Annotated in this window: 19 protein-coding genes and 1 pseudogene; 8 read left to right on the top strand and 12 right to left on the bottom strand. The window is 73.2% G+C overall.

Translation table 11 applies throughout. From position 1 onward, the window contains the following. The 3 genes from AB0924_RS19715 to AB0924_RS19705 form a co-directional block, all read right to left on the bottom strand. Nucleotides 1–3,681, bottom strand: coding sequence for a nitrate reductase subunit alpha (locus AB0924_RS19715; RefSeq protein ID WP_366912083.1), 3,681 nt, complete (start codon nt 3,679–3,681; stop codon nt 1–3). Nucleotides 3,682–3,890: 209 nt separating this feature from the next. After that, nucleotides 3,891–4,370, bottom strand: a complete 480-nt coding sequence (locus tag AB0924_RS19710) for a hemerythrin domain-containing protein (RefSeq protein WP_358929374.1) — start codon at nt 4,368–4,370, stop codon at nt 3,891–3,893. 19 nt (nt 4,371–4,389) lie between these two features. After that, nucleotides 4,390–5,643, bottom strand: coding sequence for an MFS transporter (locus AB0924_RS19705; protein ID WP_358929372.1), 1,254 nt, complete (start codon nt 5,641–5,643; stop codon nt 4,390–4,392). Between the two features lie 342 nt (nt 5,644–5,985). On the opposite strand from AB0924_RS19705, the gene AB0924_RS19700 reads away from it, so the two are divergent. Further along, the gene (locus tag AB0924_RS19700) at nt 5,986–6,408 is read left to right on the top strand and encodes a pyridoxamine 5'-phosphate oxidase family protein (RefSeq protein ID WP_358929370.1); all 423 of its coding nucleotides are present in this window, start codon (nt 5,986–5,988) and stop codon (nt 6,406–6,408) included. A gap of 44 nt (nt 6,409–6,452) precedes the next feature. Here the strand turns inward: AB0924_RS19700 and AB0924_RS19695 are convergent, their stop codons facing one another. The 5 genes from AB0924_RS19695 to AB0924_RS19675 form a co-directional block, all read right to left on the bottom strand. Next, nucleotides 6,453–7,658: a globin domain-containing protein gene (locus AB0924_RS19695; RefSeq protein WP_358929367.1), complete on the bottom strand. Its 1,206-nt coding sequence runs from the start codon at nt 7,656–7,658 to the stop codon at nt 6,453–6,455. 607 nt (nt 7,659–8,265) lie between these two features. After that, complete coding sequence (locus AB0924_RS19690; RefSeq protein WP_358929365.1) at nt 8,266–9,273, bottom strand: nitroreductase; 1,008 nt, start codon at nt 9,271–9,273, stop codon at nt 8,266–8,268. A 90-nt stretch (nt 9,274–9,363) separates the two neighbouring features. Then, nucleotides 9,364–10,377 (bottom strand): 2-hydroxyacid dehydrogenase, encoded by a 1,014-nt coding sequence (locus tag AB0924_RS19685; RefSeq protein ID WP_358929363.1) that lies wholly within the window; start codon nt 10,375–10,377, stop codon nt 9,364–9,366. A gap of 145 nt (nt 10,378–10,522) precedes the next feature. Further along, nucleotides 10,523–11,020, bottom strand: coding sequence for a flavodoxin domain-containing protein (locus tag AB0924_RS19680; protein ID WP_358929361.1), 498 nt, complete (start codon nt 11,018–11,020; stop codon nt 10,523–10,525). 70 nt (nt 11,021–11,090) lie between these two features. Then, a complete protein-coding gene (locus AB0924_RS19675) occupies nt 11,091–11,285 on the bottom strand; it encodes a hypothetical protein (protein WP_358929359.1) in 195 nt (64 codons plus the stop codon). Nucleotides 11,286–11,491: 206 nt separating this feature from the next. Here AB0924_RS19675 and ppk2 point away from each other — a divergent pair, with 206 nt between their 5' ends. Continuing rightward, complete coding sequence (gene ppk2 / locus AB0924_RS19670; protein ID WP_358929357.1) at nt 11,492–12,295, top strand: polyphosphate kinase 2; 804 nt, start codon at nt 11,492–11,494, stop codon at nt 12,293–12,295. Between the two features lie 92 nt (nt 12,296–12,387). Here the strand turns inward: ppk2 and AB0924_RS19665 are convergent, their stop codons facing one another. From AB0924_RS19665 to AB0924_RS19650, 4 genes and pseudogenes are all read right to left on the bottom strand, one after another. After that, entirely contained in the window at nt 12,388–13,281 is an 894-nt protein-coding gene (locus tag AB0924_RS19665; protein WP_358929355.1) for a universal stress protein, read from the bottom strand. A gap of 160 nt (nt 13,282–13,441) precedes the next feature. Then, nucleotides 13,442–13,737, bottom strand: a pseudogene (locus tag AB0924_RS19660) (hypothetical protein); the annotation flags it as partial. 266 nt (nt 13,738–14,003) lie between these two features. After that, nucleotides 14,004–14,687 carry a response regulator transcription factor gene (locus AB0924_RS19655; RefSeq protein WP_358929353.1) on the bottom strand — a complete coding sequence of 228 codons (684 nt, stop codon included), beginning with the start codon at nt 14,685–14,687 and terminating at the stop codon, nt 14,004–14,006. A gap of 229 nt (nt 14,688–14,916) precedes the next feature. After that, complete coding sequence (locus AB0924_RS19650) at nt 14,917–15,357, bottom strand: pyridoxamine 5'-phosphate oxidase family protein (protein ID WP_358929351.1); 441 nt, start codon at nt 15,355–15,357, stop codon at nt 14,917–14,919. A gap of 252 nt (nt 15,358–15,609) precedes the next feature. Between AB0924_RS19650 and AB0924_RS19645 the strand changes: the two genes are divergently transcribed. From AB0924_RS19645 to AB0924_RS19620, 6 genes are all read left to right on the top strand, one after another. Beyond that, the gene (locus AB0924_RS19645) at nt 15,610–16,233 is read left to right on the top strand and encodes a hypothetical protein (RefSeq protein WP_358929349.1); all 624 of its coding nucleotides are present in this window, start codon (nt 15,610–15,612) and stop codon (nt 16,231–16,233) included. Nucleotides 16,234–16,369: 136 nt separating this feature from the next. After that, entirely contained in the window at nt 16,370–17,437 is a 1,068-nt protein-coding gene (locus AB0924_RS19640) for a glucose-1-phosphate thymidylyltransferase (RefSeq protein WP_358929347.1), read from the top strand. Between the two features lie 61 nt (nt 17,438–17,498). Continuing rightward, complete coding sequence (locus AB0924_RS19635; RefSeq protein WP_358929345.1) at nt 17,499–18,098, top strand: acyltransferase; 600 nt, start codon at nt 17,499–17,501, stop codon at nt 18,096–18,098. A gap of 287 nt (nt 18,099–18,385) precedes the next feature. Further along, nucleotides 18,386–19,558 (top strand): hypothetical protein, encoded by a 1,173-nt coding sequence (locus AB0924_RS19630; RefSeq protein WP_366912031.1) that lies wholly within the window; start codon nt 18,386–18,388, stop codon nt 19,556–19,558. After that, nucleotides 19,555–20,325 carry a WecB/TagA/CpsF family glycosyltransferase gene (locus AB0924_RS19625; RefSeq protein ID WP_358929341.1) on the top strand — a complete coding sequence of 257 codons (771 nt, stop codon included), beginning with the start codon at nt 19,555–19,557 and terminating at the stop codon, nt 20,323–20,325. Before AB0924_RS19630 ends, AB0924_RS19625 begins: the two co-directional genes overlap by 4 nt. Then, nucleotides 20,325–21,584 carry a nucleotide sugar dehydrogenase gene (locus AB0924_RS19620; RefSeq protein WP_366912030.1) on the top strand — a complete coding sequence of 420 codons (1,260 nt, stop codon included), beginning with the start codon at nt 20,325–20,327 and terminating at the stop codon, nt 21,582–21,584. The genes AB0924_RS19625 and AB0924_RS19620 overlap by 1 nt, the downstream gene beginning before the upstream one ends.

Here is a 21,584-nt window from a genome sequence, read left to right as displayed (position 1 = left end):
TCAGTACTCCACCTCCTGGTCGGCGCGGCGGCGGACGACCGTCACCTCGTCGCGTTGGTTGCCGGTGGGGCCCAGGTAGTTGAAGGCATAGGAGAGCTGGGCGTAGCCGCCGATCAGATGGCTGGGCTTGACCAGCAGGCGGGTCAGGGAGTTGTGGATGCCGCCGCGGCGGCCGGTGGTCTCGGTGCGGGGCACGTCGATCAGGCGGTCCTGCGCGTGGTGCATGTAGACGGTGCCCTCGGGCATCCGGTGGGAGACGACGGCGCGGGCGGCGACGACGCCATTGCGGTTGACCGCCTCGATCCAGTCGTTGTCCCGTACGCCGATCTTCTCGGCGTCCCGCGTGCTCATCCAGATGGTGGGGCCGCCGCGGGACAGCGACAGCATGAACAGGTTGTCCTGGTACTCGGAGTGGATGGACCACTTGTTGTGCGGGGTGAGGTAGCGCACCGTCACGCCGAGTTCTCCGGTGTCCCCGAGCCGCGGCTCGCCGAACAGCGTGTGCATGTTCAACGGGGGCCGGTAGACGGGGAGTTGTTCACCGAGCGCCGTCATCCAGTCATGGTCGAGGAAGAAGTGCTGGCGGCCGGTGAGGGTGTGCCAGGGCTTGCCGCGCTCGACGTTCACGGTGAACGCGGAGTAGCGGCGCCCACCGGTCTCGGAGCCGGACCACTCGGGGCTGGTGATGACGGGCACGGGGGCCGCCTGGGTGTCGGCGAAGGTGATCCGCTTGCCCTCGTGCTCGGCGGCCAGGTCGGCGAGCCGGGCACCGGTGCGGGCCTCCAGGGTGTGGAAACCCTGGGCGGCCAGATGCCCGTTGGTGGTGCCGGACAGGGCGAGGATCGCCTCGCAGGCGTGCACGTCCCGGGCGAGCGCGGGCCGCCCGTCCGCCACTCCCCCGCGCACGGTGCCGTTCTTGTGCCGCAGGTAGTTGAGTTCGCGCTCCACCTTGAAGGTGACGCCCTTGGTGGTGGCGCCGAGGGAGTCGAGGAGGGGACCGATCGCGGTCATCTTCTCGGCGACGGCGCCGTAGTCCCGTTCCACGGTGACGAGTCTCGGCATGGTGCGGCCGGGCACGGGCTCGCACTCGCCGGCCCTCCAGTCCCGGACCCGGCCGTGCGGGTTGGCGAGTTCGTCCGGGGTGTCGTGCAGCAGCGGGGCGGCGATCACGTCTTTGCGCACGCCGAGGTGGGTCGCGGCGAGCCGGCTGAAGGCGCGGGCGAGGGTGTTGAAGGCGTCCCAGTCGGTGCGGGTCTGCCAGGGCGGGGCGATCGCGGGGTTGAAGGCGTGCACGTAGGGGTGCATGTCGGTGCTGGACAGGTCGTGCTTCTCGTACCAGGTGGCGGCCGGGAGCACCACGTCGGAGAAGACGGTGGTGCTGGTCATCCGGAAGTCCAGGGTGAGCAGCAGGTCCAGCTTGCCGGTGGGGGCCTCCTCCCGCCACACCACGTCCCGGGGGCGGGCGCCGGGCGGCGCCTCCGTGGCGCTCACCGAGGAGTCGGTGCCCAGCAGGTGCTTGAGGAAGTACTCGTTACCCTTGGCGGAGGAGCCGAGCAGGTTGGCCCGCCAGATCGTCAGCACGCGCGGGAAGTTCTCCGGCGCGTCGGGATCCTCGCCGGCGAACGTGAGCCGTCCGGCCCTGAGGTCGTCCACCACGTGGTCGGCGACCGGGCGGCCGGCCGCCTCGGCCTCGTCGGCGAGGTCGAGCGGGTTGCGGCCGAAGGTCGGGTACGAGGGCATCCAGCCCATCCGGGCCGAGGCGGCGATCACGTCCGCGGTGGTCATCCCGGCGAAGGGGCCGCCGGCGCCGGCCGCGGCGAGGGTGTCGGCGGAGAACGGGTCGTAGCGGTACTGGTCGCTGTGCAGGTACCAGTACGCCGTCTGGATCATCGTCCGCGCGGGCCGGTTCCAGTCGGCGGCGGTGGCCAGCGCCGAGTAGCCGGTGATGGGGCGGACCTTCTCCTGGCCGACGTAGTGCGCCCAGCCGCCGCCGTTGACGCCCTGGCATCCGGTGAGGGTGGTCAGGGTGAGGAAGGCGCGGTAGATGGTGTCGGAATGGAACCAGTGGTTGGTGCCCGCCCCCATGATGATCATCGAACGGCCGCGTGACTCCTCGGCGTTGGCGGCGAACTCCCGGGCGATGCGGGCCGCCCGCGCGGCGTCCACGCCGGTGATCGCGGCCTGCCAGGCGGGAGTGTACGGCTCGGTGGCGTCGTCGTAGGAGGCGGGCCAGCGGCCGGGCAGGCCCGGGCGGGACACCCCGTACTGGGCGAGCAGCAGGTCGTAGACCGTGGTCACCAGCCGGCCGGCGATCCGCCGGACCGGGACGCCGCGCGTGAGCACGCCGGCGCTGCCGTCGGGGGCGTCGAAGCGGGGCAGTTCGACCGCGACCGGCGGCTCGTCGCCGCCGTCGGCCGTCAGAAGGGGGTCGACGTCGCCGAGGTCCAGGTTCCACCGGCCGGTCCCGCTCTCGCCGAACCGGTCGCCCAGGGTGCCGTTCGGAACGACGGGGACGCCGTCGGCGTCCAGCAGCACCGTGCGGAACTCGGCGTGCTCCGCGGCCGCGTGCGCTCCGCCCAGATCGGCGGCGGTCAGGAACTTCCCCGGCGTGTAGCTGCCGCTGCCCGGTTCGCGCTCGTCGAGGGCGACCAGGAACGGCAGGTCGGTGAACCGCTTGACGTAGCCGTCGAAGTGCGGGGTGCGGCGGTCGGCGAAGAACTCCTTGAGCACCACATGGCCCATGGCCATCGCCAGGGCGCCGTCGGTGCCGGGCTGGGCGGCCAGCCACTCGTCGGCGAACTTCACGTTGTCGGCGTAGTCCGGGGAGACGGCGACGACCTTCTGGCCTCGGTATCGGGCCTCGGCCATCCAGTGCGCGTCGGGGGTCCGGGTCACCGGCAGGTTGGAGCCCCACATGATCAGGTAGCCGGCGTCCCACCAGTCCCCCGACTCGGGTACGTCCGTCTGGTCGCCGAAGACCTGCGGGGAGGCGACCGGCAGGTCGGCGTACCAGTCGTAGAAGGAGAGCATCACGCCGCCGAGCAGCGAGTAGAAGCGGGCCCCGGCGGCGTGCGAGACCATCGACATCGCCGGGATCGGCGAGAACCCGGCCAGCCGGTCGGGGCCGTACTCCTTGATGGTGTGCACGTGGGCGGCGGCGACCATCTCCACCGCCTCGTCCCAACTCGCCCGCACCAGACCGCCCTTGCCGCGCACGGACTTGTAGCGGCGGGAGCGCTCGGGGTCGGAGACGATGTCCGCCCAGGCCGCGACGGGGTCGCCGAGCCGGGCCTTGGCCTCGCGGTACATCTGCAGCAGCACACCGCGCACGTACGGGTAGCGGACCCGGGTCGGCGAGTAGGTGTACCAGGAGAAGGCGGCGCCGCGCGGGCAGCCCCGCGGCTCGTACTCCGGGCGGTCGGGACCGACCGAGGGGTAGTCGGTCTGCTGGGCCTCCCAGGTGATGATGCCGTCCTTGACGTACACCTTCCAGGAGCAGGAGCCGGTGCAGTTCACTCCGTGGGTGGAGCGGACCACCTTGTCGTGCGACCAGCGGTCGCGGTAGAAGTCGTCGGCCTGCCGGCCGCCCTCGCGGTGCAGGGTGCGCAGGTCCTCGGAGACCTCCGCCCGGGTGAAGTACCGCCGGGAGCGCACCAGCGCGTCCGACAGCGGGCCGTCCAGGCCCGGGGGCCCCGGCCTGCGCCTTCCGTCCGGTGCCGGCTCCGTCTCCGTGGCCACCGCTTCGCCCCTTCCCGGGCCTGACGGCCCTTCGGATGCTCGTCTCGGTCCCTGTCCCAGGGAACGCCCTCGCACGTGTTGCCACAATTCCCGGCACCGACACGTCACGCCGATACCCCTGCGCGGACCGGCCGGCCCGGTGCGGAGCCGGGTCAGGTGGACGGCTGCGGCTGCGGCATACGGGTGCCGACCCGGGCGCGCACCGCCTCGACGGCCTCCCACTGATCGGTGTCCAGGTGGGCCAGCGCGGCCGGGAAGACACCGTCCTGCTCCTTGAGGATGTGGTCGCGCAGCAGGTTCAGCACCTCGATCAGCCGTTCCGGCCAGGCGGGGTCGGCCGGTGTCCCCCCGGCGGCCTCGCGCAGTACGGTCTCGATGCGGCGGTGCTCGTCCTCCAGTGCGGCCAACTGCTCCGGGAAGTCACCGGCCAGCGCGGGGAACAGTCCGTGTTCCTCGACCTCGGTGTGCGGGCCCAGCACATCGGCGATCGTCCGGGCGGCCTGCGCCATCCGCGTGACGTCCCCGTCCCGGTGGGCGTCGCGCACCCGGCTGATCAGGCCGACCACCGTCTCGTGCTCCAGGGTGAGCTCGTCGATGGACTCCAGCGCCTGGCAGCCGCAGTACTCGCACATCTCGCGGTTCTCCTCGTCGTCAGTGGGCCCGGGCGGCCGGTGCCGGGGCACGCCGGCCGAGGGCGTGGCGCACACCGGTGCCGGTGAAGGTGAGAGCGGCGGCGGCCACGACCGCCAGCAGGGCCAGACCGATGGCGTACGAGCCGTAGGCGCCGTACAGCGAGCCCATGACCAGCGGCGGAATGAATCCTCCGAGGCCGCCGGCGGCGCCGACGACACCGGTGACCGAGCCGACCATGTTCGCCGGGGCCAGCAGGGCGACCAGGGCGAACACGGCGCCGCTGGCGGCGCCGAGCGCGGCGGCCATCGCGAGGAACGCGATCGTGCCGGCCGGCGCCAGGGCCGGGGTGAACGACTGGGCGAGCGCTCCGGCGAGCACCAGGGCCAGTGCCCCGGCCAGCACCCGCACCGGGCCGACGCGGTCGGACAGCCAGCCGCCCACCGGGCGCATCGCGACCGCCAGCAGCACGAAGCCCGCCATCCGGTTGGCCGCGTCGGCCTGGGTCAGGCCGTAGCCGGTCCTCAGGTAGGTGGGCAGGTAGACGGAGAAGGCGACGTAGCCGCCGAAGGCCACCGCGTACAGCGCGGAGGCCTGCCAGGTGACGGGCAGCTTCAGGGTGGCGGCCAGGCGGCGGGCCAGCGGTTCGGTGGGCACCGGGCGCCCGGGGGCGTCGCGAAGCACCAGGGCGGCCACCACCGCGTAGAGGGCCAGCACACCTGCGGTGATCAGGAACGGGTTCGCCATGCCGTGCGCCTTGACCAGGTTGACCGTGGTCAGCGCGCTGATCGCGGTGCCGCCCATGCCGGCGCCGAAGACACCGATGGCCAGACCGCGCCGCTCCGGGGGGAACCAGGCGTTCACGAAGGGCACGCCCACGGCGAACGCGGTGCCGCCGATACCGAGGAAGAACCCTCCGGCCAGCAGCGCGGCCAGCGAGGAGTGCCCGGCCAGACCCAGGTAGAGCACCGGCAGGATGGTGGCCGCCGAGACCAGCGGGAACATCACGCGCCCGCCGAACCGGTCGGTCAGCGCGCCCACCGGGACGCGTCCCAGCGAGCCGACCACCACCGGCACCGCCACCAGCAGCGACTGCTGGAACGAGCTGAGGTCCAGGCTGTCCTTGAACCGCGGGCCGAGCGGGCTCAGCAGGGCCCAGGCCCAGAAGTTGACGGCGAAGCCGACCGTGGCCAGTGCCAGCATCAGCCACGCCCGGCCGGACACGGTCGCGGTCCGTTCCGGCCGCTCGCTCCGCTTCCTCGACGGCTGAAGCATGCCGTCCCCCTTCGTATGCGCAGTCGTACGGCCGGCTGATCGCACCGGCCTCCGGTCTCTCGGCCGCTCGGTGCGCGCAAATGGCCTGCTCCCAACTATCCGCGTCCGGCTCCCCCGGAAGAGGGGGCCGAACGGCCCCTGCGGCCGGCCCGTCGGTCCCCCGCTGCCGGCCGTCCGGCGGGCGGCTCAGGCGGGCGGCTCAGGCGGGCGGCTCAGGCGGGCGGCTCAGGTGGCGGGTGGCCCGGGGGTCCCGGCAGGAACACCCGGTGGTGCTCCGCCGGCCCGTCGTCAAGGGCCGTCCGGCCCTAACGATGTCCGGCACCCTGGAGGGACCATGGACGGATGTTCCCCACCGACGGCTTCCGCGTTCTCGGCCGGCAGGAGTGCCTGCGCCTGCTGGCCAAGGTGCCGGTCGGCCGTGTGGTGTACACCCGACGGGCGCTGCCCACGGCGCTGCCGGTCAACTTCTCCGTGGACACGGACTCCGCCGTCGTGCTGCGCACAGCGGCGGGCTCGGACCTCGTCCGGGCGATCGACGGGGTCGTGGTGGCCTTCGAGGCCGACGACTTCGACGCCGGCGCCCGGTCCGGGTGGAGTGTGGTCGTCACGGGTCGCGCCTCGGTGGTGACCGGGCCCGCCGAGCTCGAACGGCTGTCACGCACCGGTCCGCGCTCCTGGGTGGTCACGCACGACGGCGTCTTCGTCCGCATCGAGGCCGAGCTGGTCACCGGCCGGGAGCTGACGGGCAGCCCGGGCGCCCACTGAGGCGGGGCGGTCCCGGCGGCGGGCCGCCGGGACCGGGGCCGGGCTCAGTCCTCGCCGTGGGCCAGCCACAGGTCGGGGCCGAAGACCTCGTAGCGGATACGGCGGGCGGCGACGCCGGCGCCGAGCAGCTGGGCGCGTACGGAGCGCATGAAGGGGAGCGAGCCGCACAGGTAGACGTCGGCGTCGGCGGGCAGGCCGAGACCGCCGAGGTCCATGAGCCCCGAGTGCGCCCCGGGCTCCGTCCGCGCGTCGTGCTCGTACCAGAAGTCGGCGCGTGCGTCCGGCAGTCGGTCCACCAGGCGCCGGGTGTCGGCCCGCAGGGCGTGGTCGGCCGGGCTGCGGTCGGCGTGCAGGACCCTGACCGGGCGCGTCGAACCGGTGGCGGCGAGATGTTCGAGCATGCCGACCATCGGGGTGCAGCCGATGCCGGCGGAGACCAGCACGAGCGGGGTGCCGGCGTCGTCGAGGACCACGTCCCCGAAGGGGGCCGACAGGGTGAGTTCGTCGCCTGCCCGCACGGTGCGGTGGAGCCGGCTGGAGACCTCGCCCTCGGGGGCGTCGGCCAGGCCCGCCACCCGCTTGACGGTGATGCGCCGCAGCCGGTCACCGGGGGCGCCCGACAGGCTGTACTGGCGGGTCTGGCGGACGCCGTCGGGCATCCGCACCCGGACGCTGACGTACTGGCCGGCCCGGGCCGCGGGCAGCGGGCGGTCGTCGGCCGGGCGCAGCAGGAAGGAGGCCACGTCGGGGGTCTCCTCCCGTCGCTCCACCACGGTCCACTGCCGCCACGGGTCGCGCGGGTCCACCTGCGCCTCCTGGTAGAGCCTGGCCTCCTGGGCGATGAGCGCGCCGGCCATCAGCCAGTACACCTCGTCCCAGGCGCCGAACACCTCCGGGGTGACCGCCTCGCCGAGGACGTCGCCGATGGCACCGAACAGGTACTTGTGCACGATCGTGTACTGGTCGGCCGTCACACCGAGCGCGGCGTGCTTGTGGGCGATGCGCGCCAGCATCGCGTCGGGCCGGGTGTCGGGGGCGGCCAGCAGAGCCTGGGCGAAGGCCGCGATGGATCCGGCGAGCGCCTTGCGCTGTTCGCCGTTGGCCTGGTTCCCGCGGTTGAACAGGCCGTCCAGCAGCTCGGGTTGCTCGGCGAACATGGTGCCGTAGAACCGCGCCGTGATCTCGTCCAGGGCACCGCCGACAGCGGGCAGGGTGGCACGGACGACGGCGGCCGACTCGGGCGAAAGCATGGAATTCCTCCGGGGATGAGGCCCCTGTGCGGGCACTTGGGGACGGCGCTCACCGTCTCGGCCGGGATCCGGGTTGGCGGATCGGACCGGCGTGCCGATCATCTCGGCGGGGCCGTCGCGGCGCATGGGGCCGAACCGCCCTGTGCGCAGGGCCGGTAGGTCCGGTTAGGGCGGCCGGACGGCACCCGGTGGCGAGTGGAGCGGCGGGACGGGCGGTGCGGCGGCGCCGGTGCAAGGGGCATGACGGGCAGGGGGCTTGGCCGTCCGGGCGGCCCGGCCGTCGCGGGGCTTCGCTGTCACGGTACGGCAGTCACGGGACTTGTGCGGCTCGCGGCGCGGCTGTCGCGTGAGTTCAGGGTCACGCGGCCCCGCCACAACGGGACTTCGGCGTCCTGCAGCCCCGTCGTCACGGGACTTCGCCGCCCTGCAGCCCGGCCACCCGTGGCGTCGCCGTCACGCGGCACTTTGCCGTCAGGGGGCCCGGCCGTCGCGGGACTTCACCATCACGCGGCCCGACCGACAAGGGACTTCACCGTCACCCCGCTCAGCCATACCCCGCCGTCGCCGTCACGCGGCCCAGCCGGCACGGGGCCAAGCCGGCACGGGGTCAAGCCGTCCGGACGACGTCCAGCACCTCTCGTACGGGACGCCGGGGAGTGGCCGGGCCGAAGGGGCCGTAGCCCAGCCGCAGCACCATCTGGACGTGGCCCCGGCCGACGACCGGATCGCGGACCAGCAGACGCAGGTCCGGGCTCTCCAGCGCGTGGGAGGTCAGGGAGGTGGCGAGGCCCGCGAGGGTGGCCTCCAGCAGGACGCGTTCCAGTGCCTGGCCCGCGCGCAGCCAGTCGGCGGGGGCGTCACCGGGGGTGCTCAGCAGGGCGAGATGCGGGTTGTGCTCGAAGGCGGTGGTGCCGCGGTCGGCCACCGGCCGGCGTCCGGCGAAGTCCCGCAGCGGGGCGCGGCCGTCCCGCATCCGGGGCCCGAAGGCGTACTCGGGCACGCCGTCGGTGGCGACGTCCGCCTCGGGTCCGAGCCGGGTCCAGCGCCGCAGGTCCTCCATGCCCTCGGGGCGCACGGCGTCCCGGCTCTCCGCGTCGTGGACCAGGTCGAGCACGGTCTCCACGTGCCAGGGGCCGGGGAAGAGCAGCTCGGCCCCCTCGCGCGCGGCCGCGGTCCGCAGGGCGGCCCGGGCGTCCTCGGGGAGGTCCTTCTCGTCGAAGGGGTGCCGGCTGGTGTGCCGGCGGCGGATCGCCGGGTGCAGCCGCGCCAGGTCGTCCTCGTCCGGTACGGCACGGCCCGGCGCCGGGGCCGGCCGGACGGCGGCGAGCAGCAGCGGCTCCGCCGGATCGGGCATCAGCCGTACCTCCGGGGCGAGTCCGGCGTGCGCGGCGGCGACGCGCAGGTTGAACAGCGCGGCACCGCAGCCGATGTACAGCGCCCGGTTGCCGGGGTCCGAGCGGGGCATGGCCCGGTCGAGATCGGGGCGCAACTCGAGCACGCCCTCGTCCTCCAGCAGGCGGAAGCGCCAGGGCTGCGCGTTGTGCATGGACGGGGCGACCACGGCTTCCGCGACCAGTGCGGCCGCGGCCTTCGCGTCGAGCTGCTGCGGGTCCATCACGCCCTCCTCGCCGATCGGGCCGTCTCGGCTCCCCGTCTCCAGTATCCGGCCGGGCACTGCCGCGGGCCCTGCGTTGCCCGGTGTGTCTCAGGCCGTACCGGGACGGGCGAGCACGTTCTCGCCGGAGCGGCCGGCGACGTAGTCCTCGATGTTGGTCACGGTGGTCCGGGCGATCTGGCCGACGGCGTCCCTGGTGAAGTACGCCTGGTGGGAGGTGACCAGGACGTTGCTGAAGGTCATCAGCCTGGCCAGGCGTTCGTCGGTCATCACCTCCAGCGACTTGTCCAGGAAGAACACACCGGCCTCCTCCTCGTACACGTCGAGGCCGACACCGCTCAGCCGGCCCGCGCGCAGTGTCTCCAGCAGGGCGTCGGTGTCCACCAGGCCGCCGCGGCTGGAGTTGACCAGAAGGGCGTCGTCCTTCATCAGTGCCAGGGACTTGGCGTCGACGAGGTGGTGCGTGGCGGGCAGCAGCGGGACGTGCAGGCTGACCAGGTCCGCCTCGGTGAACAGCCGCTCGCGCGAGACGTACTCCATGCCGAGGGCGAGGCAGTCGGGGTTCTCGGTGACGTCCCAGCCCAGCAGCCGCATGCCGAACCCGTGGGCGATCCGGGCGAACGCGGCGCCGATCTTCCCGGTGCCCACCACCCCGGCCGTGCGGCCGCGCAGGTCGCGGCCCATGAGCCCGTCGAGCCGGAAGTCGAAGTCCCGGGTGCGCTGGGCGGCCCGGACGATCCGGCGGTCGACCGCCAGGGCCAGGGTCCAGGCGAACTCGGCCACCGCGTACGGCGAGTAGTACGAGACCCGGGCCACGGTCAGCCCGAGTTCCCTCGCGGCCGTCAGGTCTATGTTGTTGTACCCGGTGGAGCGCTGGGCGATCATCCGGGTGCCGCCCTCGGCGAGGGAGCGCAGCACCCCGGCGTCCAGGGTGTCGTTGACGCTGCTGAGCACGATCTCGTGCCCGACGGCGGTCGGCGCCGTGTCCCGGTCCAGGAACAGCCGCAGGCAGCGCAGCTCGTGACGGCCGGTGAACGCGCTGTCGAACGCCTCCCTCAGCAGCGGCTCCTCGTCGGCCAGGACGCCATACGCAACGATCTCCACGTGTTCTCCTCGGTCGCATCCGGCGATCACCCCTCCACCGTAGGACGGCACCGCCCCGGACGAGAGGGCCGACCGGGCCGGGAGGCGGGGCCCATCGTCCCCGGACGCCACGTCAGCTTGCCTGCCCCGGCGCCCCGTCGCCCCGTCAGCGGGCCGTCAGCTCGGCCGCGATCCCGGCCGCCCATGTCTCGATCGCGGGGAAGTCCCGGAAGTCGCCGCCCTTGCCGCCGCGGAGGATCATCCCGGCGATCCTGCCCTTGGCGCCCTCCTCCAGGCATCCACCGAACGTGATGTGCTCCCTGGCGTCGATCCGGTCCATGGCGCGCCGCACTCCGGCCTCGGGCGGGATGTCGCGCTCCGAGGCGGAGGGGTCGAGCGGCCCGCTGCTGAAGAACCACACCGGGCGCCCGGTCAGGGCCCGGCGGTGACGGCGCACGAACCGGCGCGCGTCCTTCTGCCAGCGCCCGGCGTACAGGGCGCCGCCGACCACCACGGCGTCGTACGCGGTGACGCCCGGCACCGACCCGGCGGGCCGCGCCTCGGCCGCGAGCCCCGCCTCGCGCAGCACCCCGGCGACGGTCTCCGCGATGCGCGCCGTCGATCCGTTGGTCGAACCGTAGGCCACCAGAACCCTGCCGGTCATGGCGGTCCACCTCCTCTCGCCGAGGTGCGGCCGGTCTCCGGCCCCACCGTGGTCCGTCCGCGGTTCCGCCTCAGCGGAGCCGGCGCAGATAGGCGTCCTGGGCATCGCGCGGGACCAGGCGCACCCGCGCGTCGAGCACGGAGACCCGGTCGGGGGTCGCGAGCACGGGGTTGAAGTCGGCCTCGGCGAGCTGCGGCGCTCCAGGCGTCCCGATGTCTCGAGCATCCAGCGGTTCGGGCGCCGCTCCCATGGGCTGTCCGGGCATGGCACGGGGCCGAACGTCCCCGGTCCGCCGGCCGGGACGGGACGGCGGCCGGGCGCCGGGGGCGGCAAGCGATGGCGGACGCCCGCCGGTGTGCCGTGGGCGACGAGCGGTGGCGGACGGTCTCCGGCGGAAAGTACGGTGGCGTCCTGGTGTCCGGCCCCCGGCGTGTGCGACCGGGCGGGCCGGCGGGCGGTGGTGGAGGCGGCATGGCCGGTAAGAAGGCGGCGAAGCTGCCGCGCGAGGTGTACGAGCGGGAACTGCTGCGCCTGCAGAACGAGTTGGTGAAACTGCAGGAGTGGGTGCGGGCCGAGGGCGCCCGGCTGGTCGTGGTCTTCGAGGGCCGGGACGCGGCGGGCAAGGGCGGCACCATCAAGCGGGTCGCCGAGCATCTCAATCCCCGGGTCGCCCGGATCGCGGCGCTGCCGACGCCGACCGAGCGCGAGCGCACGCAGTGGTACTTCCAGCGGTACGTGGAGCATCTGCCGGCGGCCGGGGAGATCGTGCTGTTCGACCGGTCCTGGTACAACCGGGCCGGGGTCGAGCATGTGATGGGCTTCTGCACCAAGGAGGAGCACCAGCTCTTCCTGCGCCAGTGCCCGATCTTCGAGCGGATGCTGGTGGAGGACGGGATCCTGCTGCGCAAGTACTGGTTCTCGGTGAGCGACACGGAGCAGCAGGAGCGTTTCCGGCGCCGGCTGGAGGATCCGCTGCGGCAGTGGAAGCTGTCCCCGATGGACCTGGAGTCGATCACGCACTGGGAGGCCTACTCCCGGGCCAAGGACGAGATGCTGGTCCACACCGACATCACCGAGGCGCCGTGGTTCGTCGTGGAGAGCGACGACAAGCGGCGGGCACGACTGAACATGATCGCCCACCTGCTCGCCTCCGTCCCCTACCACGAGGTGCCGCCACAGGTGCTGCGGCTGCCGCCGCGGCCGCCGTCGACCGGCTACGAGCGTCCGCCGCGCGATCTGCAGACCTACGTGCCCGATCACGCCGCCGGCCTCTGAAGCGGCCGTTCGCGCCGCCGTGGGCCCGCCCCGCACGACGGCCGCCGCCCCCTCGCGGGGTGCGGCGGCGGCCGGGTGGGCGCAGCCGTGTGTCAGTCGTGCGCCACGACGGCGACGGGGGCGGCGGCGTGGTGCAGGACGGCGTGGGCGACGGTGCCGATGTGGGCGCCGAACGGAGAGCGGCGGACGCGCCGGCCGATCACGACCAGGGAGGCGTCCTGCGAGGCCTCGGCCAGCAGGAGCGAGGGGCTGATCCAGCGGGACTCCGTGACGACCTCGACGCCGGGGTGCTTCTGCCGCCAGGGCCGCAGGGCCTCGTCCAGCGCGGCGGCGTGGCTCCGCGCCACCGTCGTGGTGACCTCGGGGTCCATGGCCATGCCGTAGGAGTAGTAGTACGCCGGCGGGTTCCAGGCGTGCACCACCCGCAGCGGCACCGAGCCGCGCTCGGCGGCCTCGAACGCGAACTCGATCGGGGCCGCGTCCGGCGTGCTGACGTCCAGTCCCAGCACGACGGGGCCCGCCGGGTCGCCCGCCGCGCCCGTGCCGTGCTCGCCGGCGGCCTGCTCACCGGCGCGGACCAGGACCACGGGCCGCTCGCTGTGCGCCACGACGGACTGTCCCACCGAGCCGACCAGGAAGCCGCCGAGTCCGCTGAGGCCGCGCGAGCCGAGCACGAGCAGTTCGGCCTCGCCGGCCGCGGCGGTCAGGAGTTCGGCCGGCTGTCCGGTGAGCTGCTCGGTGCTCACCTCGAGCCCGGGGTGGTCCGACCGCAGGGCGTCCGCGGCCTCACCGAGGATCCGCTCGGTCCAGTGCTGATGGGTGCCGGCGCCCAGCAGCGGAGCCTCGGCCATGGGCTCCGGCACCGGCTGCCAGACCTGGACCAGCTTCACCGCCAGGCCGCGCGACAGCGCCTCACGGGCGGCCCACTCCGCGGCGGCACGGCTCTCGGCCGAACCGTCGATGCCTACGGTGATGGTGCGGGACATGATCTCCACCTCTCGGGGACGGGGGGACGCCGTCGCGGCGTCGTCTTCAAGGGGGTTGTGCGACGCGGGAGCCGCTGGTTGTGCCGGGGGGGGCGTGCGTGCGGGAGCCGGCCGGTGGCCGGGGCGGCCTCGCGAGGGGGCCGTCCCGGCACGGGGGCCGGCGCAGCCAGGTGTGGTCGCGGACGACGGGGAGCCGGGCCCACAGCCGGCCCAGGCCCCAGGTGGTGCCCGCGCCCGCGGCCGCCACGGCGATCAGCGCCACCGCGTAGATCACGTGGTAGTCGGCGAACGGGTTGGCCGACATGCTCGGCGAGCCGTCCGACAACTGCTTGGCCGACGGCCACTCGGCCAGCCCCACATCAGCGCCATCATCGCCGTCCCGGCCGGCGCCGCCGGCCGCAGCGCCACCCCCGCCGTCACAGCCGCCCCGATGCCCAGCAGACCGAGCATGAACAGCACCGCGCGGTGTGCGTGACGGCGCGTGCCGACACGCCGGATCCGGCGGCGAGGGAGCGGGCCCAGTGCCGGCGGAGGGCCGACAGATGGAGGCCCGGGCTCCGGTGAGAGCGCTCGTGCACGGCCATGGCGGTGGTCCCTTCGGGGATGTCCGGGTCGTCGTTTCCTGACGACAGCCACTCTGGCCGGGTGCGTGGCCCCGCGCCGGATGCCGAAGGTCTCCCTCCGTGGGCCGAACGTCCCTGTCCTCGGGGGATGTTGTGCGGTCAGCGCCCCTCCCGCCCCCGTTTGTCCTGGATCTGGGTTGCGATGACGGCGGCCTGGATACGGCGCTCCACGCCGAGTTTGGCGAGCAGCCGGGAGATGTGGTTCTTCACCGTCTTCTCGGCGAGGTACAGCCGCTGCCCGATCTGGCGGTTCGTCAGTCCTTCGCCGATGAGGGCCAGGATCTCCCGTTCGCGGTCGGTCAGGCCGGGCAGCTCGTCGGGCTCCTCCTGCTGCCGCGGGCCGCCGCGCAGCCGGGCCATCAGCCTGGCGGTGGCGCTCGGGTCGAGCAGGGACTGACCGCGGGCCACGGTGCGTACGGCGGACACCAGGTCCGAGCCCTGGATCTGCTTGAGGACGTAGCCGGAGGCGCCCGCCATGATCGAGTCGAGCAGGGCTTCCTCGTCGTCGAACGAGGTCAGCATGAGACAGGCCAGCTCGGGCATGCGCGAGCGCAGTTCCCGGCACACGCTCACGCCGTCGCCGTCGGGCAGCCGGACGTCCAGCACCGCGACCTGCGGGCGCAGTGCGGGGACCCGCACCAGCGCCTGCTCCACGGTGCCGGCCTCACCGATCACCTCGATGTCCGGCTCGTCGCTCAGCAGGTCGCGCACGCCACGCCGTACCACCTCGTGGTCGTCCAGCAGGAAGACCCGGATCGGGCTGCCCTGCTCGCCGTCCGTCATTGACCGCTCCTCGTCCGTGCTCTCCCCGGCCGCCGGCGGGTACCGGCGGCCTTCCTACCGGATCCTTGCCCCGTCCGGGCCGGACAGCCAGGGCCGAACGGCCCTGGTGTGCGCGACGCCGTGGGATCGCGGTGACGGGTCCGTGCCCGGCGTGGCCTCCCGCCGGGTACCCAGGACGGGCGGCCGGTCACGTGCCGGAGAAGAGCGAGCACGGCCCGTGCGCCGTGCGTCAGACGGAGAGATGCACGCCGTACATCGACCGGCCGCCGACCAGCTCGCGGCCGGTGACCAGCTCCGGCTCGATGCGCACGAAGACCTCCTCGGGCGAGGGCGCCCAGGAACGCGGGCCGATCCGGTCCAGGCGCTCCACCTCGGCCGGGTCCGTGACGACCCCGGCCCGCCCGGTGACGACGACACTCCACCCGGACTGCTCGTCGGCGTCGACCGCGTCCGCCTCGAAGGCCACGACGGAGCCGTCGACCGCGCGGGCCATCTCCGAGGCGGCCGAGGTGCGCAGCAGCACCGCCCCGTCGTCGTCGAGGCGGAAGTTCACCGGTACGACGGCGGGCAGGGCCTGGCGGGTGTGCACGATCCGGCCGACGGGCGCCGTGGCCAGCAGGCGCATGCACTCGTGACGGCCGAGTTCGCGGAAACCATCGTTCGGGTACATCGGACCGCCCGTCTTTCGCCTGGTCGACCGGTTTCGTCTGGTGGACCGGATCACGCTCCATGCTGGGCCGGGTCCGGGCCGCGGTGCGAGGGACCACCGGTCCCTCCGGCCCCGGAGAACGGCCCGTGACCGCACGGCTCGCCGGGAGGGCCGGGCGGCCCAACGGCGCCGCCCGGAAGTGCCCCGGTCGGCCCAGCGTCCGCACCTGGCCGGCCCATGCCACGGCACCGCCCGGGCTGCGACCTTCTGAGTGTGACGACGAAGAGGCGGGGACAGATGCGCGAGGGCGGCCTCATGAACGGCGGGCGCGGGCGGACGAGGGTCCCGCTGTGGCGGTGGCGGAGCAATCCGCTCCGGCGCCGCGACGACGTGGTCGAGGCGTGGTTCCTGCTCGCCGTGTGGGCGCTCGTCGTGGTGGGCGGCACGCTCGCCGGCCTGGTGACCGCCCAGGCCGCCGGGCGGTCCTTCGACCGGCAGCGGGCCGAGCGGACACCGGTCCGGGCCGTGCTGCTCGCGGACGCCCCGCGCACGGCGATCGCGGGCACGGGCAACGACCTGACCTCGGCGCGGGTCCGCTGGACGGCCCCGGACGGCACCCCGCACAGCGGCAGCACGCTGGTGTCCGGCGGGCAGCGGGCCGGTTCCGCGGTGCGGGTCTGGCTCGACGCCCGGGCCGAGCCGAGCAGCGCGCCGCTGACCTCCGGCGAGGCGTCCGCCGAGTCGGCGCTGCTGGGCGTCTCGGCCGCGCTCGCCCTGACCGGCGCGGCGTTCGGCGTCCGGTGCGCCGGACGGTGGTGGCTCGACCGGCGGCGCATCGAGGAGTGGGACCGGGAGTGGGCCCTGCTCGGTCCGCGGTGGGGCCACAAGACCGGCTGACCGGCGACATCACCTGCGCACGTGCGCCTGCGCCGCACGGTCGTGCGGCCTCTGCGGCATGACGGTCCGTGAGGACGGGATCTTCCGTACCCGGAATCCCTCCGTCAGCAAGTCCGCTGTAAGTAGGCTGATATACATGAAGGCACTTTTGTTGTCTGGTGGCTCAGGTACCCGTTTGCGCCCCATAACCCATACCTCGGCGAAGCAGCTCGTACCCGTCGCGAACAAACCGGTGCTGTTCTACGGCCTGGAGGCGATCGCCGGAGCCGGCATCACCGAGGTCGGGATCATCGTCGGGGACACGGCGGAGGAGATCCGGGAGGCGGTCGGCGACGGTTCCGCGTTCGGGCTCGCCGTCACCTACATCCCGCAGGAGGCCCCGCTGGGCCTGGCCCACGCGGTGCTGATCGCCCGTGAGTTCCTGGGCGACGACGACTTCGTGATGTACCTCGGCGACAACTTCGTCGTCGGCGGCATCACGGACCTGGTCGCCGCCTTCCGCGCCGAGCGGCCCCAGGCCCAGATCCTGCTGACGCGGGTACCGGACCCGACCGCGTTCGGCGTGGCCGAACTCGACGCGGCGGGGCGGGTGGTCGGCCTGGAGGAGAAGCCGAAGCATCCCAAGAGCGAACTGGCCCTGGTGGGTGTGTATCTGTTCACCCCGGCGATCCATGAGGCCGTGCGCTCCATCGAGCCCTCCTGGCGCGGTGAGCTGGAGATCACGCACGCCATCCAGTGGCTGATCGACGCCGGACGCGACGTGCGCTCCACGACGATCTCCGGGTACTGGAAGGACACCGGGAACGTCACCGACATGCTCGAGGTCAACCGCTCGGTGCTGGAGACCCTGGAGCGCCGGATCGACGGCACCGTCGACGACGACAGCGAGATCATCGGACGGGTGCGGATCGAGCCCGGGGCGAAGGTGACCGGCAGCCGGATCGTGGGCCCGGTGGCCATCGGCGCCAACACCGTGATCACCGACTCCTACATCGGCCCCTTCACCTCGATCGCCGGGGACTGCCGGATCGAGGACAGCGAGATCGAGTACTCGATCGTGCTGCGCGACTCCTCGGTGAGCGGCGTCCGGCGGGTGGAGGCCTCGCTCATCGGCCGCAACGTCGAAGTGACCCCCTCCCCCCGCAAGCCCGCCGCCCACCGGTTCGTCCTCGGCGACCACAGCAAGGTGCAGATCTCGTCATGACGACCGGCACACCGGTGACCGGCCACAACGGCCGTACCGAACACGAGAGGAGACCGACCCGGTGAACACGAGGATCCAGCCCACCGCCCAGGTGGACGAGTCGGCCGCGATCGGCGACGGCACGACGGTCTGGGATCTCGCCCAGATACGGGAGGACGCGGCGCTGGGCAGCGGCTGCATCGTGGGCCGGGGGGCGTACGTCGGCCCCGGGGTGCGCATCGGCGACCACGTGAAGCTCCAGAACTACGCCCTGGTCTACGAACCCGCGGTGCTGGGCGACGGGGTGTTCGTCGGCCCCGCGGCGGTGCTCACCAACGACCACTTCCCGCGCTCCGTGGACCCGCGGGGCCGGCTGAAGCGCGGCGGCGACTGGGAGGCCGTGGCCGTGGTGGTGGGCGAGGGGGCGTCGCTGGGGGCCCGTTCGGTGTGTGTGGCGCCGGTGTGCGTGGGCCGCTGGGCCCTGGTGGCGGCGGGCGCCGTGGTGACCCGGGACGTGCCGGACTTCGCGCTGGTGGCGGGCGTGCCCGCGCACCGGGTCGGCTGGGTCGGCCGGGCCGGCGTCCGGCTGGTGGAGCGGGAGGGCGAGCCGGGTTGCTGGGAGTGCCCCGAGACCGGCGAGCGGTACGACGAGAAGGACGGCGAACTCGTCCCGCGCGCATGAGGAGTTGATCGGGCGAAGTACCGGTCCCGATTCTCCCAAAACACCGTTCGTCGAACATGTGCAGGCATAACATGTGTGCGAAGTGTGCAGACCCAGCACAGGGAGCACACGATTCGGCATGGCCCGGGGGGGTTTCGGAGTGGGGGACATCTGTGCCTGAAGCGAGGAGCGGCGGCCGCTCCGGCGCCTGACATCCGCATCGCCTTCACACGCCCGGCCGTTCACGCCGCGGCGATCTCAAGTCTGCGCGAAAACAGGACCCACAGGGGGGTTGGTGTGTCCGAACGATGACCATCACACGTCTGGCGGCGCTCGGCCGTGAGGAGCCGGCGCTGCTCACGCTCGCCCAACGACTGCTCACGGTCGCCGAGTCGGGGCTTCCGTCGATGCTGCTTCCCGGCAAGGAGGCCTTCGCCTTCACCATGGCCGGGCACAGGTCGCCCGGCGGCTCCTGGAAGCTGGAGCGGCGCGGGACCAGCGCCCGGTACGCGGCCATCACCGCGCTCGGAGTGCGGTTCCTGCCCGAGGACCGCCAGCGCGCGGTGCTCGGCGGCCGCAGCGCCCAGGAGTTCACCGGTCTGCTGATCGAGTCACTGCCCGCGGTGACCAACCTCGGTGACGCGGCGCTCATCACCTGGGCCGCCGCCGACACCGGGCATCCCAAGCTGTCCGACGCCCTCGACCGGATGCGCGCCCTGGACGAGGAGGGCCGGCCGCAGTACACCGTCGAGGCGGCCTGGGTGCTGTCCGCCCTCGCGGCGGCGCACGGCACAATCGACGTGGAGGGGCCCCTCACCGCGGCCCGCGACCGTCTGCTGCGGGCCCGGATCGGGAACAGCCCGCTGTTCCCGCACGCCACCGGCCCCGGCCTGGTGCCCTGGTACCGGGCGCATGTGAGCTGCTTCGCCGACCAGACGTACCCGCTGCAGGCCCTGGCCCGGGCGCACGCCTGCGGCGACGGGGACGGCGATCCGGAGGCCCTGGCCGCGGCCGAGGCCTGCGCCGCGCGCATCTGCGAGCTGCAGGGCGACGGCGGGCAGTGGTGGTGGCACTACGACGCGCGCACCGGCGGCGTCGTGGAGGGCTACCCGGTCTACAGCGTCCACCAGCACGCGATGGCGCCGACCGCCCTGTTCGATCTCGCCGACGCCGGCGGCACCGACTTCGCGGCGTCGGTCCGCAAGGGCCTCGGCTGGATGACGGAGGTGCCCGAACTGGCCGGACACCCGGAGAAACAGGAGCCGTTGATCCTCGACGAGCTCGGCGTCACCTGGCGCAAGGTCTTCCGGGGCGACCCGAGGAAAGCCGTACGCGCCGCCCGGGGCCTGGGCAGCCGGGTCGCTCCTAACCTCCGGCTGAAGCCCCTGGACCGGGTGTACCGCCCGGTCTCGGTGGACCGCGAATGCCGGCCGTACGAGTTCGGCTGGATGCTCCACGCCTGGCAGGGAGGCCGCGTATGAGCGGGCGTCAGTCCCTTTTCGGGGTCGAACTGGACCCGCTGACCATGGACGAGACCGTAGGGCGCTGCCTGGCCGCGGTCCGGGAGGACCGACAGCTCGAGATCGGCGTGGTCAACGCGGCGAAGCTGGTGAACATGCGGCGGGACAAGCGGCTCGCCGAGGCCGTCGCCGGCTGCGATCTCGTCCTCGCCGACGGACAGGCCGTGGTCTGGGCCGGCCGGCTCCTGCGCGCCCCGCTGCCGGAACGGGTGGCCGGTATCGACCTGTTCCTGCGGCTGCTGGCCGAGGCGGAGTCGGCGGGCATGTCCGTCTACTTCCTCGGCGCCCGCCAGGAGGTGCTGGAGCGGATGCTGGGCGAGGTGGCCGGCCGCTTCCCCGGCCTGCAGGTGGCCGGCAGCCGGAACGGCTACTTCGACGACTCCGAACAGCGGGCCGTAGCGGACGCCATCGCCCGCAGCGGCGCGCAGATGCTGTTCCTCGGCATGACCTCGCCCAAGAAGGAGATCTTCACCGCCGCGTACGGCGAGCGCACCGGCGCGCGCGTGGTGCACGGGGTCGGCGGCTCCTTCGACATCCTGGCCGGCGTCACCCGGCGGGCCCCGGTGTCCTGGCAGCGCTGGGGCGTCGAGTGGCTCTACCGGGCGCTGCAGGAGCCGCGCCGGCTGGGCCGGCGCTATCTCACCACCAATGCTGCCTTCGTCCTCATGACGGCGCGCGAGTTCATCCGGCTCACCCCGTCGCCCGCCTCCGCGAACAGGAGTCACTGATGCGCGTCGTCGTGGTCGGACAGGGATATGTCGGCCTGCCACTGGCCGTCCGGGCCGCCGAGGTCGGTCACGAGGTGATCGGCTACGACGTGGACTCCCGGCGGATCAAGAGCCTCGCCGCCGGTGAGTCGTTCGTCGAGGACGTCTCCTCGGAGCGGATCCGCGCCGCACTGGACAACGGCACCTACCGCCCCAGCGACGCGGCCCGGGACTGCGGCGGCTTCGACGTCGCCGTGGTCACCGTGCCGACGCCGCTGCACGAGGGCACTCCCGACCTGCGGTACATCAAGGAGTCGGCGGTCACCCTCGCCCGCTATCTGCGGCCCGGTGCCACCGTCGTCCTGGAGTCGACCACCTATCCCGGCACCACCCAGGAGCTGTTCGCCCCGATCCTGGAGGACGGCTCGGGCCTGACCGCGGGCCCCGACTTCCACCTCGGCTACAGCCCGGAGCGGATCGACCCCGGAAACGCCGTCTGGGGCTTCAAGGAGACCCCCAAGGTGGTGTCCGGCGTCGACGCGGCCTCACTGGAGGCCGTGCGGGACTTCTACGGGCAGCTCGTCGACACCACCGTGCCGGTGCGCTCGCCCAAGGAGGCGGAGCTCGCCAAGTTGCTGGAGAACACCTTCCGGCACGTCAACATCGCGCTGGTCAACGAGATCGCGATGTTCGCCCACCACCTGGACATCGACGTCTGGCAGGCCATCGACGCCGCCTCCACCAAGCCCTTCGGCTTCATGAAGTTCACGCCCGGGCCGGGCGTCGGCGGCCACTGCCTGCCCATCGACCCCTCGTACCTGTCCTGGCGGGTGCAGCGCGAACTCGGCCAGAGCTTCCGCTTCGTGGAACTGGCCAACGACATCAACAACCACATGCCCGAGTACGTGGCCCGGCGCATCAGCGACCTGTTCAACGAAAGACGCCGGTCCGTGAACGGCTCGAACATCCTGCTGCTGGGCCTGGCGTACAAGAAGAACACCGGTGACGCCCGCGAGTCGCCCGCCCTGCGCATCTCCCAGCTGCTGCTCGACATGGGGGCCCAGGTCAAGGCGGCGGACCCGCACGTGGTCGAGAGCCTGCCGGTGGACACCCGGCTGGTGCGGGTCGAACCGGTGCCGGAGGAGCTGGCCGCCGCCGACGTGGTGGTTCTGCTCACCGACCACGACAGCTTCGACTACGAACTCATCGCCCAACACGCCCGCTTCGTCCTCGACTGCCGCCGCCGGCTGTCGGCCGGGCCCACGATCGAGGTGCTCTGA

This window comes from Streptomyces sp. NPDC047869, from assembly GCF_040704065.1.
Lineage (GTDB): Bacteria > Actinomycetota > Actinomycetes > Streptomycetales > Streptomycetaceae > Streptomyces.
Note: the sequence above shows the minus strand (reverse complement) of the source record. Positions and strands in the feature narration are given on the sequence as shown.

Excerpts from the sequence above, each read along its gene's own strand:
- AB0924_RS19710 (WP_358929374.1), bottom strand. The coding sequence starts at position 4,370 with ATGTGCGAGTACTGCGGCTGCCAGGCGCTGGAGTCCATCGACGAGCTC.
- AB0924_RS19705 (WP_358929372.1), bottom strand. The coding sequence starts at position 5,643 with ATGCTTCAGCCGTCGAGGAAGCGGAGCGAGCGGCCGGAACGGACCGCG.
- AB0924_RS19700 (WP_358929370.1), top strand. The coding sequence starts at position 5,986 with ATGTTCCCCACCGACGGCTTCCGCGTTCTCGGCCGGCAGGAGTGCCTG.
- AB0924_RS19695 (WP_358929367.1), bottom strand. The coding sequence starts at position 7,658 with ATGCTTTCGCCCGAGTCGGCCGCCGTCGTCCGTGCCACCCTGCCCGCT.
- AB0924_RS19690 (WP_358929365.1), bottom strand. The coding sequence starts at position 9,273 with ATGGACCCGCAGCAGCTCGACGCGAAGGCCGCGGCCGCACTGGTCGCG.
- AB0924_RS19680 (WP_358929361.1), bottom strand. The coding sequence starts at position 11,020 with ATGACCGGCAGGGTTCTGGTGGCCTACGGTTCGACCAACGGATCGACG.
- AB0924_RS19675 (WP_358929359.1), bottom strand. The coding sequence starts at position 11,285 with ATGCCCGGACAGCCCATGGGAGCGGCGCCCGAACCGCTGGATGCTCGA.
- ppk2 (WP_358929357.1), top strand. The coding sequence starts at position 11,492 with ATGGCCGGTAAGAAGGCGGCGAAGCTGCCGCGCGAGGTGTACGAGCGG.
- AB0924_RS19665 (WP_358929355.1), bottom strand. The coding sequence starts at position 13,281 with ATGTCCCGCACCATCACCGTAGGCATCGACGGTTCGGCCGAGAGCCGT.
- AB0924_RS19655 (WP_358929353.1), bottom strand. The coding sequence starts at position 14,687 with ATGACGGACGGCGAGCAGGGCAGCCCGATCCGGGTCTTCCTGCTGGAC.
- AB0924_RS19650 (WP_358929351.1), bottom strand. The coding sequence starts at position 15,357 with ATGTACCCGAACGATGGTTTCCGCGAACTCGGCCGTCACGAGTGCATG.
- AB0924_RS19640 (WP_358929347.1), top strand. The coding sequence starts at position 16,370 with ATGAAGGCACTTTTGTTGTCTGGTGGCTCAGGTACCCGTTTGCGCCCC.
- AB0924_RS19630 (WP_366912031.1), top strand. The coding sequence starts at position 18,386 with ATGACCATCACACGTCTGGCGGCGCTCGGCCGTGAGGAGCCGGCGCTG.
- AB0924_RS19625 (WP_358929341.1), top strand. The coding sequence starts at position 19,555 with ATGAGCGGGCGTCAGTCCCTTTTCGGGGTCGAACTGGACCCGCTGACC.
- AB0924_RS19620 (WP_366912030.1), top strand. The coding sequence starts at position 20,325 with ATGCGCGTCGTCGTGGTCGGACAGGGATATGTCGGCCTGCCACTGGCC.